Origin of the sequence: Caulobacter segnis ATCC 21756, from assembly GCF_000092285.1 — a bacterium.
Taxonomy (GTDB): domain Bacteria; phylum Pseudomonadota; class Alphaproteobacteria; order Caulobacterales; family Caulobacteraceae; genus Caulobacter; species Caulobacter segnis.
The window spans coordinates 1,179,066-1,194,108 of record NC_014100.1 but is presented as its reverse complement, the minus strand read 5'-3'; the positions used below and the strand labels follow the sequence as shown (position 1 = coordinate 1,194,108).

The window sequence follows — 15,043 nt, the reverse complement described above, 5'->3', positions numbered from 1 at the left end:
TACCGGTCACATAGAGGTAGCGAACTCTGAGCGGCGCGTCACGGGCTTTTCAGCGTAAGCCGCCGCTCGACACCGATCGCCGCCAGGAAGTCCTCGTCGTGGCTGACCACCAGCAAGGCGCCGTCATAGCCGGCCAGCGCCGCCTCGACCGCCTGCAAGGACTCCAGATCGAGGTGATTGGTCGGCTCGTCGAGGATCAGCAGTTGCGGCGGCGTGGCCGCGCACAGCGCGCAAGCCAGGGCGGCCCGCAGGCGCTCTCCCCCGCTGAGCGTACCGGCGACCTGCAGGGCGGCGGCGTTGCGGAACAGGAACCGCGCCAGGGCCGCGTGAGCGTCGTTGACGCTGGCGCCGGGGTTCAGGCGACGGAAGTTCTCCAGGATCGTCTGGTCGTCGTGCAGCAGGGCCGCGCGCTGATCCAGCAGGGCGACTGGAACCTGCAGCCGAACCTCCCCCGTGCTCGGCGCCAGTTGGCCAGTCGCCAGGCGGATCAAGGTCGTCTTGCCGCCGCCGTTCGCCCCCGAGACCGCCAGGCGCTCCGGCCCGATCATCCTGAAGGAAAGATCGTCGATCACAGGCCGTCCGTCGGGCCAGGCAAAGCGCACCGCGTCGAACGCCAGGACCACGCGGCCATCCGGCAGGCCGCTCGACGGCAGTTCGAAGCCCAAGGCGCGCGCCCGCTCCACCCGCGCGTCGGCGGCGGCCCGGGCTTCTTGGGCCTGGGCCGCCAGTTTGCTCGCCAGCTTTCCCTCCTTGGCGCCGCTGGTCTCAGCTCGCTCGGCCATCATCCCCAGCAGGATTCTCGGCGTCCCGCCCCGGTCGGCGAACCGGCGGCCGTTCGCGTCGCGGCGGTCCTTGCGCTCGCGGGCGACCTGGGCCTCGCGCGCCACGCGGCGAACCTCGCGCTCGGCGTGGTCGAGATCGCGCCGCGCGGCGTCGGCCTCCAGGGCCTTGCGCTCGGCGTAGAGGTCGTAGCCGCCGCCATAGGACCGCGCGCCCAGGGCTGAGAGCTCGACGATCCGATCCATGCCGCGCAGCAGGGATCGGTCATGGCTGACCACCACCGCCCCGCCGCGCCAGCGCGACAGGATCCGGCCCACCAGATCTCGCGCTTCGGCGTCGAGATTGTTGGTCGGCTCGTCCAGCAGCAGCACGTCCGGCCGGGCGATCAGCAGGCGTGCGAGGCCGGCGCGGGTCGCCTGCCCCCCCGACAGCGCGATCGCTGGCCGTTCGAGGTCGAGGCCGCTCAAGCCGACATCGGTAAGCGCCTGCTCAAGCCGCGCGGGCAGATCCCACTCCGCCTCGGCGAGGTCGGCCTCGTCGCCTTCGCCGCGCTCGATGCGCGCCAGTCGGCCCCACGCTTCGCCGACGCCCAGCAGGTCGACGAGCCGCGCGGACGCGAGATCGGGCGACTGGTCCAGCATCGCGACCGCGCCAGCCCTTGCGATCGTTCCACCAGCGGGCGCACGGCCGCCGGCGATCAGCGCCAGCAAGGTGGATTTGCCCGCGCCGTTGCGCCCCACCAGGCCGATGCGCTCGGCCTCGATGGAAAGATCCAGGTTTTCGAAGAGAAGCCGGCCGTCAGGCGTGGCGGCAGAAACGGAATCCAGGGTGACGAAGGACATGCGACCCCACGGTCAGGGAAACGGGAAGGACGAAGCGGTCTTCCGTCTTGCTGATCATGGGAGCCTCCATCGGTGGGATGGCGAGGTTAGTACGGCCGCGGCCGGCGTTCGGCAAGCTGAGCCGGCGCCAGCCTAGGGCGTCATGTTGCGCAGGACCCAGAGCAGCGACCCGACGCCGCCCAGGAACACCAGCCCATCGATAATGACCGAACGCGGCTTGGCGGTGTTCAGAGCCTTGAACGCCTCGCGCTTAGCGTCTTGTTTGGCGGAGTCCTGCGACATGACGAGCGTGTTTCCGACGGCCTCGAACCCCAGGCCCGATCGCAAACGTTTTCAGAAATCACGCTGAACAGGCGGCTTCGAAAGAAGGTTGAGCAAAAGCGAACGCCCCCAGGCTGGGTCAACGCCGTACTCCTCGGAGGCGCTCTTCCTCGCCGGGCGCCGAGCTCATCAAAAGCTTATAGCCTTGATTCCATTCGAATAATTTTGGCGTTCGGCGACGTCTGTCGTTCCAACATCGCTGTCGTGAGGGCGTCCGCCGCAGGACCGCGACCTGGTGTCGCGGGACAGATCACGTGACCCCGATCGCGCCGCCCCCGCGGCGAGAGCGCCTCTAGTTGGGCGCCATGCCGCACAGCACCCAAACCAGCGCCCCAACGCCGCTGACGAACACCAGTCCATCGATGACCACGGAGCGCGGCTTGGGGGGACGGAGGGCGTTGAACGCGTAGTGCTTGGCTTCCTGATTGGCGCTTGCGGCCTCTTTCTTGGCCATGGCTCCAGTCCCTCTCCGGCGGGCCACAACTCGACCCAAGATGGAGCTGTAGCGCACCGGTCCTTGAAGAACCCGCTTCCAAACAGGGTTTAGGAAGTCCGAACGCCCAAGTCATGGGCAAGCGCCCTGGCGTAGCACGGTCAATGTCGACGGATCAGCCTTGCGCATCCGGTCGTAGGCTCGGCAGAGGTCGCGACGCCGACGCTTGTCGTCGGCCGAAGTGGATGGCCTTCGGGGGCCGAACTGGTGGACCTCCCACTTCCGCTCGTCGATCGGGCCGATGAATGTCGGCGACGGGCGCTTGTCTGGCCTTTTCCCCCAGGCCTCGTGGCAAGCATCCTTCTCCTCCGGCGTCATATGCTCGCTGGTCTGGCCGAGGCAGGCGCGGCGAAAGCGTCCGGCGCCCATGGCCGGATTACCCTCCAGCAGCCGCCAGCGATCGACGGCCTCGGGATCGACGCGCCACTCGGGATCGACGGAAAGCGCGGGCGACAAGGCGGGGTCGACGGCGGCGGGCCGCCCTTCACCCTCCGAGACCGTAGACCTTGAGGGCACTCGCGCCGCCGACCGCGCGCCAGCCGCCGCGCGGCTCCGCGGCGGCGGGGTCCGCTTCCGAGGATGTTCAAGCTCCAGGATGATCACCGGCGCCTCTTCCACCAGCGGCGGCGAGCCTTCGATCATCAGCAGCGCGCCTAGGATCAGGGCGTTGATCAGCACGCCGCCCGAGAGGGCGACCCAGCGCCTGGACCACTTCCCCCGCGCCATCCCCGCCCCTCCGGCCAAGCTGACGGGGAGAACGCGGGTCGATGGCGTCGCTTTCGCGGCGATCCCATGGCGAAGGGCGCCTTATTGGCCAGCCCCACTGCTGACATCCGCTGTCAGCAGAAGCTTGGCCTCGCGTGCGCGACATTTGTTCGCATCTTGTTCTTGTGTTAATTCGCAGTTCGAGCCCTACATATAGCCGCTGCGCCGCCACCAACTGGGCGGCCCAACGTTCCGGAAAACATGGCCGAGCAACTGAACTTCATCCGCGTTCGCGGCGCCCGTGAGCACAATCTCAAGGACGTCAGCGTCGACATCCCCCGTGGCGAGCTGGTCGTGCTGACCGGCCTGTCGGGCTCGGGGAAGTCTTCGCTCGCTTTCGACACGATCTACGCCGAGGGGCAGCGCCGCTACGTGGAGAGCCTGTCGGCCTACGCGCGCCAGTTCCTGGAGCTGATGAGCAAGCCGGACGTCGACCTGATCGAGGGTCTGTCGCCCGCGATCTCGATCGAGCAGAAGACCACCAGCCGCAATCCGCGCTCGACCGTCGGCACGGTGACCGAGATCCACGACTACATGCGCCTGCTGTGGGCGCGGGTCGGGGTCCCCTACTCGCCCGCCACCGGCCTGCCGATCGAGAGCCAGACCATCAGCCAGATGGTCGACAAGATCACCGCCCTGCCCGAAGGCACGCGCCTCTACCTGCTGGCCCCCGTCGTTCGCGACCGCAAGGGCGAGTACCGGAAGGAGATCGCCGAGTGGCAGAAGGCCGGCTTCCAGCGGCTGAAGATCGACGGCGAGTTCTATCCGATCGAGGACGCCCCGGCGCTCGACAAGAAGTTCAAGCACGACATCGACGTGGTCGTGGACCGCGTGGTGACCAAGCCCGACATGGAGCAGCGCCTGGCCGACTCCATCGAACAGGCCCTGCGCCTGGCCGACGGTCTGGCCGTGGCCGAGTTCGCCACCATCGAGGAGGGCGAGAAGGAGCCGCGCCGCATACTGTTCTCGGAACGCTTCGCCTGCCCGGTCAGCGGCTTCACGATCGCCGAGATCGAGCCGCGGCTGTTCTCGTTCAACAATCCGGCGGGCGCCTGCCCGGCCTGCGACGGCCTGGGCGCGAAGCTGGCCTTCGACGCCGACCTCGTCATCCCCGACAAGGATAAGAGCCTGCACAAGGGCGCCGTCGCGCCTTGGGCGAAAGGTCCTTCACCGCTCTACACCCAGACCCTGCAGGCCCTGGCCCGGCACTACGGCTTCTCGATGGACGAGCCGTGGCACAAGCTGTCGCCAGACGCCAAGGACGTGGTCCTGAACGGCTCGCGCGGGACCAAGATCAAGTTCGTCTATGACGACAACGCCCGGAAGTACGAGGTCGAGAAGCCCTTCGAGGGCGTGCTGCCGAACCTGGAGCGCCGCTGGCGCGAGACGGACAGCTCGTGGGTCCGTGAAGAGCTGGGCCGCTACCAGTCCGACACCCCGTGCGAGACCTGCCACGGCAAGCGCCTGAAGCCCGAGGCCCTGGCCGTCAAGATCGACGCCAAGGACATCGCCGAGGTCTCGAACCTCGCGATCCGCCCGGCCCGCGACTGGTTCACCGCCCTCGAGGGCAAGCTGACCGACAAGCAGATGGAGATCGCCCGGCGGATCCTGAAGGAGATCAACGATCGCCTGCGGTTCCTGGTCGACGTGGGCCTGGACTATCTGAACCTCTCGCGCGGCTCGGGCACTCTGTCGGGCGGCGAGAGCCAGCGCATCCGCCTGGCCAGCCAGATCGGCTCGGGCCTGACCGGCGTGCTCTACGTGCTGGACGAGCCGTCGATCGGCCTGCACCAGCGCGACAACACCCGTCTGCTGACCTCGCTGCAGGGCCTGCGGGACCTCGGCAACTCGGTGCTGGTCGTCGAGCACGACGAAGAGGCGATCCTGACCGCCGACTACGTCATCGACATGGGGCCGGCCGCCGGCGTCCACGGCGGCGAGATCGTCGCCCAGGGCACCCCCGAGCAGATCATGGCCAACCCCAACAGCGTCACCGGCCAGTACCTGACCGGCGTGCGCGAGATCGAGGTGCCGGAACAACGCCGTCCGATCAGCAAGAAGAAGGTGCTGAAGGTCGTCGGCGCGACGGGCAATAACCTCAAGGGCGTCACGGCGGAGATCCCGGTCGGCACGTTCACCTGCATCACCGGCGTGTCGGGCGGCGGCAAGTCGACCTTCACGATCGAGACGCTCTACAAGGCGGCCGCCCGCCGGCTGAACAACGCCAGCGACGCCCCCGCCCCGCACGAGCGGATCGAGGGGCTGGAGCACTTCGACAAGGTCATCGACATCGACCAGTCGCCGATCGGCCGCACCCCGCGCTCGAACCCGGCGACCTATACCGGCGCCTTCGGCCCGATCCGCGACTGGTTCGCGGGCCTGCCCGAGAGCAAGGCGCGCGGCTATGGCCCCGGTCGCTTCAGCTTCAACGTCAAGGGCGGCCGCTGCGAGGCCTGCCAGGGCGACGGCGTCATCAAGATCGAGATGCACTTCCTGCCGGACGTCTACGTCACCTGCGACGTCTGCAAGGGCAAGCGCTACAACCGCGAGACCCTGGACGTGCTGTTCAAGGGCAAGACGATCGCCGATGTCCTGGACATGACCGTCGAGGAGGCCGCCGACTTCTTCAAGGCCGTGCCGCCGATCCGCGACAAGATGGAGACGCTCAAGCGCGTCGGCCTCAGCTACATCAAGGTCGGCCAGCAGGCCACGACCTTGTCGGGCGGCGAGGCCCAGCGCGTGAAGCTGTCCAAGGAGCTGTCGCGGCGCGCCACCGGTCGCACGCTGTACATCCTCGACGAGCCGACCACCGGCCTGCACTTCGAGGACACCAAGAAGCTGCTCGAGGTGCTGCACGAGCTGGCCGACCAGGGCAACACCGTGGTCGTCATCGAGCATAACCTCGACGTCGTGAAGACGGCCGACTGGCTGCTCGACTTCGGCCCCGAAGGCGGTGACGGCGGCGGTGAGATCGTCGCGGTCGGCTCGCCCCAGGATGTGGCCAAGGTCGAGGCCAGCTGGACCGGCCGCTACCTGAAGGAGCTGCTGGATCGCCACGAAGAGCGCCGCAAGGCGCGAGTGGCCGAGCTGAAGAAGGCGGCGAAGAGGGCTTAAGCGGTCTTCGCCGCCCTAGGCCTTGCGCCTAGGGTCCAGGGTTCAGCTCGTGCCGAGAAGCGGGGGGCGCGCGCCAAAAACTGGCAGCGCCCTTTCTCATGCACGGAACCTTGCCCGGCCATGGGTCCTCGCCACGAGGGCGAGGAAGGCGTGGGTTTGTCCGCCGCGCCCCTACCAGCCGCCGCCGGGCGTCGCGCTGGGCGCGCCGCCCTTCAGCTCGCGATAGATGGTCGGCGCGGGGCCGAAGACAATCAGCGTCGTCAGGATCGAGATGAGGCCCGAGAACAGCGCCTGGACGATGCCGGCCGGGGTGAAATAGGCCTGCAGCGAACTGGTGTCGGCCCGCAGCATCTTGCCCGTCGCCGACAGGTCGCCCGAGGCGATGAGCCCGACGGCCGAAACGATCGTCCAGATCAGCAGAACGACGATGATGCTCATCACCACCGCCAGCAGATAGGCGCCGAGCAGCGACCAGAAGATGCCCTTGGTCTCGGGCAGCGATTTGAAGATCGTGACCTTGTCGGTCTCGAACGTGACCGCCGGGGCGAACGACAGCCGGACCGCCAGATAGACGACCGCGCAGGCCGAGCCGGCCATCCCCAACAGCCCCAGGAACGCGCCTGTCGGACCGCCCAGCGCGGCCAGGAAGCCCGAGACCAGCGAGCCGACGAACAGCACGCCCATCAGGATCAGGCTGGTCAGAACCCAGACCGCCGCCTGGCGCAGCTCCTGCTTGCCGAGGCGCAGATAGGCGAAACGGCTGTCCTGGGGCCGCAGCACCAGGCGATTGAGCGCCGCGAAGATCACGCCGTTGACGACCAGGCTGTACGGCAGCGACCACAGCATCAGCGGCGTCAGGTCCGCGGCCCGCCGGAAGAACTCCTCCGGATCAGGATTGGCGTTGTCGGAAACGTAGGACATCAGGGCCTCGAGCTTGGGCCCGAAGAACTGGATCGCCAGCACGTTGGAAATGATCGACAGCACGGTCATGACCGCCGCCCAGATGGCGATGGCCTTCAAGTTCTCCCGCACCAGTCGAAAACCGGAGAAGGCGGCGTCAGAGGCCGAGAACCTGGACATGTCGTACTCTTGCTTTGCGGACTGGCCCTAGCCCTAACAAGGTTCGCGCCGCTTCGACAGGGCCGAGAAGGGCTTTTTCGCGCGACCTTGCGATCACACCGCGCCCGCCTCTAACATTCGTTTGAAAACAAGATTGAGGGAGGCCGTGATGAAGCTCTATGGCGAGGCCATGCCCGCGCCCAATCCGCGACGGGTGCGGATCTTCCTGGCCGAGAAGGGGCTCAAGGTTCCCGAGGTCCATATCGGCCTGCGCCAGGGCGGGCATCGCCAGCCCGAGCATCTGGCCCGCAACAGCCTGGGCCAGGTGCCGGTGCTGGAGCTCGACGACGGGACCACGATCAGCGAGACCGTCGCCATCTGCCGTTACTTCGAGGCGCTTCATCCGACGCCGCCGCTGTTCGGCGTCTCGCCGTTGGAGCAGGCGCAGGTCGAGATGTGGACGCGCCGGATCGAGCTGCGCCTGATGGTCCCGATCGGCATGTTCTGGCGCCATGCTCATCCGTTCACGGCGCATCTCTTGAAGCAGCACCGCGAGTTTGGCGAGTCGAACCGCGAGGCCGTCGACAAGACCCTGTTGTGGCTCGACCGCGAGCTGTCGGACGGGCGCCCGCACCTGGCCGGCGAGGCCTATACGATGGCCGACATCGTGGGCCAGACCACGCTCGACTTCGCCGACTTCATCGGCCTGTCCACGCCCGGCGAGGCGCGAAACGTGTTGGCCTGGCGCGAACGCATGGCGGCGCGGCCCAGCGCCTCGGCCTGATTGGGGCCGGCCCCTGGGGCTAGTCGTGCAGGCCCGCCTCGATCTCGTCCTGGTTCAGGTGGGCGAAGGCCTTGGCGGGCGCCGAGACCAGGATCACCGTCTGCAACGTCAGGAAAATCGGGGCCAGCAGCATGTTGGCCAGCAGGGTCAGTATCAGCCCCGGATGGCTGGCGACGACGCCGCCGTCGGCGGGATCGATGCCGCCGCTCATCAGGTTTCCGAGCACGCCCGAGATCGTGGCGCCGATGATCGAGACGATCGCGCCCAGCACGATCGTCATGCCGAACATCGCCAGCAGGCGGAGGAACTGCCCGTGGGTCTGGATCCAGGCGGCGCGGACGTCGATGTGGTGGTGCGAGAAGGCGTGCGGGCCCAGCAGGGACAGGCGCACGGCGACCCACATCGACAGGCCGATGACCGCCAGCGCCCCCAAGGTCGCGAACCAGCCGGCCGCCGCGCCCGACAGCAGCGCCGCGCCCAACACCACCGCGCCCGACGGGATGACCGTGACGCCCAGGGCGGCCGCCCAGGTGATCAGCGACACGATCAGCAGCTGAACCTCTTCGCGGCCCAGGCGCAGATAGGCCAGGCGGTCGTTGCTCGGTTCGAGCACCGAGCGGATGATCGCCGCCTGCAGCACCGCGCCCAGCACCAGAGCCAGGGCGACCAGCAACACCATGGCGCCGCCCAGATGGGTGACCAGGTCGAGCAGCTCGCGCGGATCGGCCGAGCCGACCCGGCCGGCCAGGGCGGTGCGTCCCTCCTCGCCCAGCACGATCTTGGCGATCAGGCCCAGGATCGGCAGCATGACCAGCGAGAACGCCGCCCAGGCCAACACCGTCAGCGGCTTGCGCCGCATGGTGCGAAGGCCTTCGAGAGCCGCGTCGGTAGGGCGAACAGACATCTAGGCGTCCTGCGTGACCGCGCTTTGGCGGTAGAGATGGGCCAGCGCGCCGGACCAGGCCGGCGCCAGCAACAGATAGGCGATCGTAGCGGAGCCCGCCGTGAAGACGACCCCCTGTGGCGGCGCGAAGCCATGGATCAGGCTCGCCGCCATCGGCAGCCCCAAGATCCCCGGAACCAGCAAGGCTGGGACCTTGCCCCTGGTCAGCGGGAAGGCGCTGAGCACGCGGACGCCCGACTCGGCGACCGTGGCCGGCGCCATGAACGACAGACGCAAGCCCAGCCAGATCAGGATCGCCAACGCCGCCAGCGGCGCCAAGCCGGCGACGAGGCCGGCCGGACCGGCGTTGGCCAGCGCGTCTCGCCACGCTTGGGCGGAGCTGGCGTCCAGCTGAGGCGCGCTGACCCGGGCGACGCCCAAGGCGATCGCGCCGATCACGATCAGCAAGATCGAGCCGATCAGCAGGAACAGGCCCAGCACCATCAGATGGGCGCCCAGCAGCCGCCACTCGTCGCGCCCCCACCGCAAGCCCTTCAGGCCCGAGGCGCGGCCGAACGCGTGGCGGAACAGCGCGCCTTGGGCGATCACCGCGGCCAGCAGGACGGCCGGCAGGCGAAGCCCCGGCGGCAGGATGTTCGTGGAAACCGTCAGGGCGATCGCCACGACCAGAGCCCCCCAGCACGAGGCCTGAGCGGCGCCCATCCTGGAAAATCCCGCCTTCAGCAAGCCTCCGACGCTCGCCGATCCGTCCGTCATCAGATCAAGTTTCCCTTCCGCGCCGCCCGCCGGCGAGTCAACGCGGTCCCCGACAATGTAAGGGCTTGGCGTGTCCGTGGCGATGCGTTGCTAGGCCTCTTCGGTCAAGGCCTTGTGCGCCGTGGCCCATGGCGCCCAGAACACCGTCTGCAGCACCGCGCTGAACACGGCGGCCAGAGCGCTGAAGCCCAGAAGCCAGGGCCACAAGTCGGTGATCAACGCGATCGGGGGTCTGGACAGGAAGGCCTCCAGCGCGCCCGGCCCCCGGATCACCTCCAACGAGCCGCCCGCCGCCACGATGGCCCCGAAGGCCGCCGCGCCCACCAGCATCTCCATCAGCAGGATGAAGATGACGATCAGCACCGTCATGCCCAGCAGCCGCCAGCCCTGGCCGCGCGTCAGCGTCCAGGACTCGAACAGCCGGAACTGGGCGTCGGCGAAGGTCATCGGGGCGGCGAGGGAGAGCCGCAGCGCGACCCAGATCATGACGCCGGCCGCCACCGCCGTGGCCGAACAGGCCACGATGATCGCCGTCATCTTTCCCTGATCCCCGCCGCTGACCGCCACCACCGCCGTCAGGATGACGATCAGCAGGGCGACGATGAAGACCACGATCATCGCCAGAACCTGTTCGACGACGAACAGCAAGGTGAGCCACAGCTCGCGCCCGCTGATCCGCAGGAAGGCCCAGGCGGACGCCTCCGGCATGAGCACGGCGCGGAAAACCGCCCCGCAGAGGACGGCGCGGACGAACGAGGACCACAGCCAGTAAAGCAGGTTCAGGGCGGTCATCCCCGATTGCGCCCGCACGAACTCGTTCATCATTTCCGGATCTGGTGCGCCGCCCTTCTGGGTCATGGCCAGCTGGATCAGGCGCGCGAAGTCCGGCCCCAGCCAGAAAAGACCCACCACGGCCGGGATGATCAGGCCGACCACCAAGGCCAGGGCCCACCCGCCCACGGCCAGGGGATGCCGCACGACCACGCCAAAGCCCGACGTCGCCGCCTCGCCCACCGCAAATCTCGCCATGTCCCCTCCCCGGGCTGGCCCACGCGCGAACCACGCGCCACGAACCATCAGCCTACACGAGGTTTCGCCAAGCGACAGCCAGGGGTATAGGGCGCGCCATGACCACGAATTCGACCTCCCAGCCCGTCCCCTTTGAGCCTGTGCACGTCGTCGGCGGGGGCCTGGCCGGCTCCGAGGCCGCCTGGCAAATCGCCCAGAGCGGCGTGCCGGTGATCCTGCACGAGATGCGCAAGGACGACGCCACTGGCAAAGTCGTCACCGACGCCCACCAGACCGACGGCCTGGCCGAGATGGTGTGTTCCAACTCTTTCCGCTCGGACGACTGGCAGTTCAACGCCGTGGGCCTGCTGCACGCCGAGATGCGCAAGCTGGACAGCCTGATCATGGCCTGCGCCGACCAGCACCAGGTGCCGGCCGGCGGCGCCCTGGCCGTCGATCGCGACGGATTCTCGGCCGAGGTCACCCGGCGTCTTTCCCAGCACCCGCTGGTCACGATCGTCCGCGAGGAGATCGCCGGCCTGCCGCCGGCCGAGTGGGACAATGTGGTCGTCGCCACCGGCCCGCTCACCTCGCCCGCCCTGGCTCAGGCGATCCTGGATCTGACGGGCGAAGGCCAGCTGTCCTTCTTCGACGCCATCGCGCCGATCATCCACTTCGACTCGATCAACATGGACGTCGCCTGGCGCCAGTCGCGCTACGACAAGGAAGGCCCCGGCGGCGACGCGGCCGCCTACATCAACTGCCCGATGACCAAGGACCAGTACGAGGCCTTCATCGACGCCCTGCTGGCCGGCCCCAAATCCGAGTTCAAGGAGTGGGAGAACGTCCCCTATTTCGACGGCTGCCTGCCGATCGAGGTGATGGCCGAACGGGGTCGCGAGACCCTGCGCCACGGCCCCATGAAGCCCGTCGGCTTGACCAACCCGCGCGACCCGCTGGTCAAGGCCTACGCCATCGTCCAGCTGCGCCAGGACAACGCCCTGGGCACGCTGTGGAACATGGTCGGCTTCCAGACCAAGCTGAAGCACGGCGTCCAGGCCGAGACCTTCCGCATGATCCCGGGCCTGGAGAACGCCCAGTTCGCGCGCCTGGGCGGCCTGCACCGCAACACCTTCATCAATTCGCCCAAGCTGCTGGACAAGTCGCTGCGGATGAAGGCCCAGCCGCGCCTGCGCTTCGCCGGCCAAGTCACCGGCGTCGAGGGCTATGTCGAGAGCGCGGCCATGGGCCTGCTCACCGGCCGCTTCGCCGCCGCCGACCGCAAGGGCGCGCCCATCGACGCGCCGCCGCCGACCACCGCCCTGGGCGCTCTGGTCGAACACATCACCGGCGGCCATCTGGACGCGGGCGTCGGCCCCGGCAGCTTCCAGCCGATGAACATCAACTACGGCCTGCTGCCGCCGCTCGAAACGCCGAAGGTCGACGAGGACGGCAAGAAGATCCCGCTGAAGGAACGCGGCCGCGCCAAGAAGCGGTTGATGAGCCTGCGCGCGCTAAAGGATCTCGACGCCTGGCGCGGGGCGTAAGACGCGCGCAAAGGATCGCCACCCGGACCCATCCACCGGCGTTCTTGCTTCGTAGCTGTTGAGGCTAGCGAGGGAGAACGGGTCCATGAGCTTGGTGAAGGCGGCGATCCACGCGTTCGAGGACGCGCCCATGCCGGACGCGGTCTCGCGCGCGGCGATCGACTTCCTGGTGGGCGACGCCCGCCGCCGGCTGGGCAAGGCTCCTTCGAACGCCTCGGCCGCCTTCGCGCGCGAGATGGAGGCGCGGCCGATCGCGACCCACACCGACGCCGCCAACGCCCAGCACTACGAACTGCCCGCGCCGTTCTTCGAAGCGGTGCTGGGCCCGAACCTGAAATATTCCAGCGGCCTGTACCCGCCCGGCGCGACCACCCTGGCCGAGGGCGAAGCGGCCGCCTTGCGCGAAACCGCCGAGCACGCCGACCTGCGCGACGGCCAGGCCATCCTGGAGCTGGGCTGCGGCTGGGGCTCGCTGTCGCTGTGGATGGCCGCGCGCTATCCGAACGCCCAGATCACCTCGGTCTCGAACTCGGCGACGCAACGCGCCTTCATCGAGGCGCGGGCGGCGGCGCGGGGCCTCGGCAACCTGACCGTCGTCACCGCCGACATGAACGACTTCCAGACCGACCAGCGCTTCGACCGCGTGGTCTCGGTCGAGATGTTCGAGCACATGTCCAACTGGCGCGCCCTGCTGACTCGGGTGCGCGACTGGCTGAAGCCCGACGGCCTGCTGTTCCTGCATGTGTTCACGCACAGGAACACGCCCTACCGCTTCGAGGTCGACGATCCGGCGGACTGGATCGCCCAGTACTTCTTCAGCGGCGGGGTCATGCCCAGCCACGACCTGCCGCGACAGTTTCCCGACCTGTTCAAGGTCGAGATCGACTGGCGCTGGAACGGCGAGCACTACGCCCGCACCGCCCGGCAGTGGCTGGAGAATTTCGACGCCCGCCGCGCGACGATCGATCCGATCCTCGCCTCGGTCTACGGCCCTTACGCGAGCGTCTGGCGTCGCCGCTGGCGACTGTTCTTCCTGGCCACGGCCGGCCTCTTCGGCCACCGCTGTGGCGAGGAATGGGGGGTCAGCCACTACCGCATGCGTCCCGTCGCCCAGGAGAGCGGACAATGATCAAGATCGCCGCCGCCTATCTCGGGACGGCCCTCACCATGCTGGCGCTGGACGCCGTCTGGCTGACTCAGATGAGCCCGCGCGTCTACCAGCCGCGTATCGGCGAGCTGCTGGCCGAGAAGCCGTCCCTGCCGCCGGCGGTCGCCTTCTATCTGCTCTATGTGGCGGGTATCGTCGTGCTGGCCGTCCTGCCGGCTCTGCGCGAGGGCGGCTGGCGGCGTCTGCTGGTCCATGCGGCGGTTTTCGGCCTCGTGGCCTACGCCACCTATGACCTGACCAACCAGGCGACGATGAAGACGTGGTCCACGACCATCACCCTGATCGACATGGCCTGGGGAACCTTCATCACCACCGTCTCGGCCAGCGCGGGCTTCGCGGCGGCGCGCTGGGTGCTGGCCCGCTAGTTATTGGGGAGCCATGCCGGGCGATACGCGTTCGCCCAGGCATGCAAGACCTCTTCTCCTGGCTCGCGGCGTCGGCCGCGATGGCCGGCTGGGCCCCGCCGTGGCTCGTCAGCCTGACCCTGATCGCCGTCGCCCTGCTGCTGGCCCTCCTGCTCCACGCGCTTGCGGTGGGTCTGGTCCGGCGAACCCTCTCCAAACGCGAGGTCTTCTGGCAGGCCCTGATCGCCCGCACCCGCCGGCCCACCCGACTGGCGATCATCGTGGCGGCGCTGGGCCCCGCGGTCTCGGCCGCGCCGCTCACCGGCGGCCAAGCCGACGCCGCGCGACACCTGTTGCTGGTGCTGTTCATCCTGCTGCTGGGCTGGATGTGCCTGACCGCCCTGGACATCGGCGCCGCCCTCTATCTGCGCGGCTTCAAGGTCGACGTCGAAGACAACCTCCTGGCCCGCAAGCACGTGACGCAGGTGCGGATTCTGCGGCGGGCGGTCGCCATCCTCGTCGGCATCGTCACCCTGGCCTTGGCGTTGATGACCATCCCGGGCGTCCGGCAATGGGGTGTCAGCCTGCTGGCGGCCGGCGGCGCGGCCAGCATTATCGTTGGCCTGGCCCTGCAGCCCCTGCTGACCAATCTGATCGCCGGCATCCAGATCGCCGTCACCCAGCCGATCCGCATCGACGACGCCGTCATCGTCGAGAAGGAATGGGGGAACATCGAGGAGATCAACGCCACCTATGTCGTCGTGCGTCTGTGGGACTGGCGACGCATGGTGCTGCCGCTCAACTATTTCATCCAGAACCCTTTCCAGAACTGGACTCGCGAGAGCGCGGCCCTGATCGGCACGGCCATGCTCTATGTCGACCCCGCCGCGCCCGTCGACCGCCTGCGCGCCAAGCTGGAAGAGATCGCCAAGGCCTCGCCTCGCTGGGACGGCAAGGTGGTCAACCTGGCCGTCACCGACCTGACCGCCGAGGTGATGGAGGTGCGCTGCCTGGTCAGCGCGCGCAACGCGCCCACCACCTTCGACCTGCGTTGCGAAGTGCGCGAGAAGATGATGGCCTTCCTGCGCGACGAACTGCCGGAAGCCTTCCCGCGTCGCCGCCTGGCCCTGGCGGCCGGCGAGGCCTAAGCGCCGCCGC

15 protein-coding genes are annotated in these 15,043 nt (G+C 68.4%); 6 read left to right on the top strand and 9 right to left on the bottom strand.

Annotated features, from left to right (window positions below; all coding sequences use genetic code 11):
- Window positions 1-38: 38 nt before the first annotated feature.
- From CSEG_RS05575 to CSEG_RS05560, 5 genes are all read right to left on the bottom strand, one after another.
- Window positions 39-1,622, bottom strand: a complete 1,584-nt coding sequence (locus CSEG_RS05575; RefSeq protein WP_013078276.1) for an ABC-F family ATP-binding cassette domain-containing protein — start codon at window positions 1,620-1,622, stop codon at window positions 39-41.
- On the bottom strand, window positions 1,579-1,692 hold the full coding sequence (locus CSEG_RS22480) for a hypothetical protein (protein WP_106907078.1): 114 nt from the start codon (window positions 1,690-1,692) through the stop codon (window positions 1,579-1,581). Before CSEG_RS22480 ends, CSEG_RS05575 begins: the two co-directional genes overlap by 44 nt.
- A gap of 62 nt (window positions 1,693-1,754) precedes the next feature.
- Window positions 1,755-1,904, bottom strand: coding sequence for a hypothetical protein (locus CSEG_RS22830; RefSeq protein ID WP_013078275.1), 150 nt, complete (start codon window positions 1,902-1,904; stop codon window positions 1,755-1,757).
- 331 nt (window positions 1,905-2,235) lie between these two features.
- Window positions 2,236-2,397 carry a hypothetical protein gene (locus CSEG_RS22825; RefSeq protein ID WP_013078274.1) on the bottom strand — a complete coding sequence of 54 codons (162 nt, stop codon included), beginning with the start codon at window positions 2,395-2,397 and terminating at the stop codon, window positions 2,236-2,238.
- Between the two features lie 111 nt (window positions 2,398-2,508).
- The gene (locus tag CSEG_RS05560) at window positions 2,509-3,162 is read right to left on the bottom strand and encodes a hypothetical protein (protein ID WP_013078273.1); all 654 of its coding nucleotides are present in this window, start codon (window positions 3,160-3,162) and stop codon (window positions 2,509-2,511) included.
- Between the two features lie 240 nt (window positions 3,163-3,402).
- Here CSEG_RS05560 and uvrA point away from each other — a divergent pair, with 240 nt between their 5' ends.
- A complete protein-coding gene (uvrA, locus tag CSEG_RS05555; protein ID WP_013078272.1) occupies window positions 3,403-6,315 on the top strand; it encodes an excinuclease ABC subunit UvrA in 2,913 nt (970 codons plus the stop codon).
- A 171-nt stretch (window positions 6,316-6,486) separates the two neighbouring features.
- Here the strand turns inward: uvrA and CSEG_RS05550 are convergent, their stop codons facing one another.
- Window positions 6,487-7,395 (bottom strand): hypothetical protein, encoded by a 909-nt coding sequence (locus CSEG_RS05550; RefSeq protein ID WP_013078271.1) that lies wholly within the window; start codon window positions 7,393-7,395, stop codon window positions 6,487-6,489.
- 148 nt (window positions 7,396-7,543) lie between these two features.
- On the opposite strand from CSEG_RS05550, the gene CSEG_RS05545 reads away from it, so the two are divergent.
- A complete protein-coding gene (locus CSEG_RS05545) occupies window positions 7,544-8,158 on the top strand; it encodes a glutathione S-transferase family protein (protein ID WP_013078270.1) in 615 nt (204 codons plus the stop codon).
- A gap of 19 nt (window positions 8,159-8,177) precedes the next feature.
- Here the strand turns inward: CSEG_RS05545 and CSEG_RS05540 are convergent, their stop codons facing one another.
- The 3 genes from CSEG_RS05540 to CSEG_RS05530 form a co-directional block, all read right to left on the bottom strand.
- A complete protein-coding gene (locus CSEG_RS05540) occupies window positions 8,178-9,062 on the bottom strand; it encodes a hypothetical protein (protein ID WP_013078269.1) in 885 nt (294 codons plus the stop codon).
- Window positions 9,063-9,818, bottom strand: a complete 756-nt coding sequence (locus tag CSEG_RS05535; protein ID WP_013078268.1) for a hypothetical protein — start codon at window positions 9,816-9,818, stop codon at window positions 9,063-9,065.
- A gap of 90 nt (window positions 9,819-9,908) precedes the next feature.
- Window positions 9,909-10,847: a hypothetical protein gene (locus tag CSEG_RS05530; RefSeq protein WP_013078267.1), complete on the bottom strand. Its 939-nt coding sequence runs from the start codon at window positions 10,845-10,847 to the stop codon at window positions 9,909-9,911.
- A gap of 98 nt (window positions 10,848-10,945) precedes the next feature.
- On the opposite strand from CSEG_RS05530, the gene trmFO reads away from it, so the two are divergent.
- The 4 genes from trmFO (at window position 10,946) to CSEG_RS05510 (ending at window position 15,033) form a co-directional block, all read left to right on the top strand.
- Window positions 10,946-12,373: a methylenetetrahydrofolate--tRNA-(uracil(54)-C(5))-methyltransferase (FADH(2)-oxidizing) TrmFO gene (gene trmFO / locus CSEG_RS05525; RefSeq protein ID WP_013078266.1), complete on the top strand. Its 1,428-nt coding sequence runs from the start codon at window positions 10,946-10,948 to the stop codon at window positions 12,371-12,373.
- An 85-nt stretch (window positions 12,374-12,458) separates the two neighbouring features.
- A complete protein-coding gene (locus CSEG_RS05520; RefSeq protein ID WP_013078265.1) occupies window positions 12,459-13,502 on the top strand; it encodes an SAM-dependent methyltransferase in 1,044 nt (347 codons plus the stop codon).
- Entirely contained in the window at window positions 13,499-13,906 is a 408-nt protein-coding gene (locus CSEG_RS05515; protein WP_013078264.1) for a DUF2177 family protein, read from the top strand. The genes CSEG_RS05520 and CSEG_RS05515 overlap by 4 nt, the downstream gene beginning before the upstream one ends.
- A 41-nt stretch (window positions 13,907-13,947) precedes the next feature.
- Window positions 13,948-15,033 (top strand): mechanosensitive ion channel family protein, encoded by a 1,086-nt coding sequence (locus CSEG_RS05510; RefSeq protein WP_013078263.1) that lies wholly within the window; start codon window positions 13,948-13,950, stop codon window positions 15,031-15,033.
- Window positions 15,034-15,043: the final 10 nt, after the last annotated feature.

Bases quoted from the DNA above. Each gene is read 5' to 3' on its own strand.
- CSEG_RS05575 (WP_013078276.1), bottom strand. From the start codon at position 1,622: ATGTCCTTCGTCACCCTGGATTCCGTTTCTGCCGCCACGCCTGACGGC.
- CSEG_RS22480 (WP_106907078.1), bottom strand. From the start codon at position 1,692: ATGGAGGCTCCCATGATCAGCAAGACGGAAGACCGCTTCGTCCTTCCC.
- CSEG_RS22830 (WP_013078275.1), bottom strand. From the start codon at position 1,904: ATGTCGCAGGACTCCGCCAAACAAGACGCTAAGCGCGAGGCGTTCAAG.
- CSEG_RS22825 (WP_013078274.1), bottom strand. From the start codon at position 2,397: ATGGCCAAGAAAGAGGCCGCAAGCGCCAATCAGGAAGCCAAGCACTAC.
- CSEG_RS05560 (WP_013078273.1), bottom strand. From the start codon at position 3,162: ATGGCGCGGGGGAAGTGGTCCAGGCGCTGGGTCGCCCTCTCGGGCGGC.
- uvrA (WP_013078272.1), top strand. From the start codon at position 3,403: ATGGCCGAGCAACTGAACTTCATCCGCGTTCGCGGCGCCCGTGAGCAC.
- CSEG_RS05550 (WP_013078271.1), bottom strand. From the start codon at position 7,395: ATGTCCAGGTTCTCGGCCTCTGACGCCGCCTTCTCCGGTTTTCGACTG.
- CSEG_RS05545 (WP_013078270.1), top strand. From the start codon at position 7,544: ATGAAGCTCTATGGCGAGGCCATGCCCGCGCCCAATCCGCGACGGGTG.
- CSEG_RS05540 (WP_013078269.1), bottom strand. From the start codon at position 9,062: ATGTCTGTTCGCCCTACCGACGCGGCTCTCGAAGGCCTTCGCACCATG.
- CSEG_RS05535 (WP_013078268.1), bottom strand. From the start codon at position 9,818: ATGACGGACGGATCGGCGAGCGTCGGAGGCTTGCTGAAGGCGGGATTT.
- CSEG_RS05530 (WP_013078267.1), bottom strand. From the start codon at position 10,847: ATGGCGAGATTTGCGGTGGGCGAGGCGGCGACGTCGGGCTTTGGCGTG.
- trmFO (WP_013078266.1), top strand. From the start codon at position 10,946: ATGACCACGAATTCGACCTCCCAGCCCGTCCCCTTTGAGCCTGTGCAC.
- CSEG_RS05520 (WP_013078265.1), top strand. From the start codon at position 12,459: ATGAGCTTGGTGAAGGCGGCGATCCACGCGTTCGAGGACGCGCCCATG.
- CSEG_RS05515 (WP_013078264.1), top strand. From the start codon at position 13,499: ATGATCAAGATCGCCGCCGCCTATCTCGGGACGGCCCTCACCATGCTG.
- CSEG_RS05510 (WP_013078263.1), top strand. From the start codon at position 13,948: ATGCAAGACCTCTTCTCCTGGCTCGCGGCGTCGGCCGCGATGGCCGGC.